The 1315-nt window shown below is 61.0% G+C and carries 1 protein-coding gene and 1 other annotated feature; the gene reads right to left on the bottom strand.

Going from position 1 to position 1315, the window contains the following annotated elements:
• Window positions 1-33: 33 nt before the first annotated feature.
• A protein-coding gene (locus EV686_RS18485; protein WP_132478432.1) for an IS3 family transposase occupies window positions 34-1262 on the bottom strand; the annotation gives its coding sequence in 2 pieces (ribosomal slippage) (window positions 34-983 and window positions 983-1262; 1230 coding nt in all).
• Window positions 868-984: a sequence feature (AL1L pseudoknot), on the bottom strand. (Overlaps the previous gene by 117 nt.)
• Window positions 1263-1315: the final 53 nt, after the last annotated feature.

A 1315-nucleotide genomic window follows, 5' to 3' on the forward strand; every position in this document is an offset into this window, starting at 1 on the left:
TGAATCGCCCCGGGAATCGCGGAGGCTGTTTGGTTAAAGTACAGCGTTCATCGGCACGGCGGCGGGGTGAGTACGGTGATAGAGTTCCTCCGCCTGTGCAGGAGGAATATACCCGATGGACCCGAGCAGACGCTGATGGTTGTACCAGGCGACCCATTCCAACGTTGCCAACTCCACAGCAGCCCTGGTTTTCCAGGGAGCTCGGCGATGGATCAGTTCGGCCTTGTACAGCCCGTTGATAGTCTCAGCCAGGGCGTTGTCGTAGCTATCGCCTCGGCTACCGACAGACGGCTCGATGCCTGCCTCGGCCAGGCGTTCGGTATAGCGGATGGACACGTATTGCGAGCCCCGGTCAGAATGATGGATCAGAGAGTCTGCGGGGCGCCGGTCATACAGTGCCTGTTCCAAGGCATCCAACACGAAGTCTGTACTCATGGTGTTGCTCACGCGCCAGCCAACGATACGGCGGGCGAATACGTCGATGACGAAGGCCACATATAGCCAGCCTTGCCAGGTCGACACGTAGGTGAAGTCCGAGACCCATAACTGATTGGGCCTGTCAGCGTGGAAGTGGCGATTGACGCGATCCAGCGGGCAGGCCTGCGAACCGTCGGCAATGGTAGTGCGCACCCGCTTGCCCCGGCGTACCCCCTGCAATCCCAGGCGACGCATCAGACGTTCGACCGTGCAGCGGGCCACGGCAATGCCTTCACGCTGCAGTTGATGCCAGACCTTGCGTACGCCGTAGACCTGCATATTGGCTTGCCAGACACGCCGAATCTCTGCCATCAAACCCTCGTCGCGCTGGCTGCGCGCACTGCGCAGTTCTGGACGTCGTTGGCGGGCGGCATGACGCCGATACGCCGATGGGGCAACCTGCAACACCTTGCAGATCGGCTCGACCCCGTAGACGTCCCGGTGCCGGTCGATATAGGCGTTTACTTCTTCAGTTCGCGGTCGAGCGCCGCCTGGGCGAAAAAAGCACTGGCCGACTTCAGAATCTCGTTGGCTCGGCGCAGTTCCTTGACTTCGCGTTCCAGGGCCTTCATGCGCTCGCGTTCACTGGTTGTCATGCCATCACGCATGCCGCTGTCGATCTCGCTGCGCTTGACCCAGTCCAGCAGCGTGGCCGGCACGCAACCGATCTTCGGCGCAATGGACTCGACGGCAGCCCACAGCGACGGATACTCGCCACGATGCTCCTGTACCAGGCGTACGGCGCGTTCACGGACTTCGGGGGAAAACTTGTTCTGCTTGCTCATAGTGGCTCCATTCTCTCAAAGGTTGGAGCCTCCGCAAAACCCGGGGCGATTCA

The sequence above is a fragment of the Paracandidimonas soli genome, from assembly GCF_004342005.1.
GTDB lineage: Bacteria > Pseudomonadota > Gammaproteobacteria > Burkholderiales > Burkholderiaceae_B > Paracandidimonas > Paracandidimonas soli.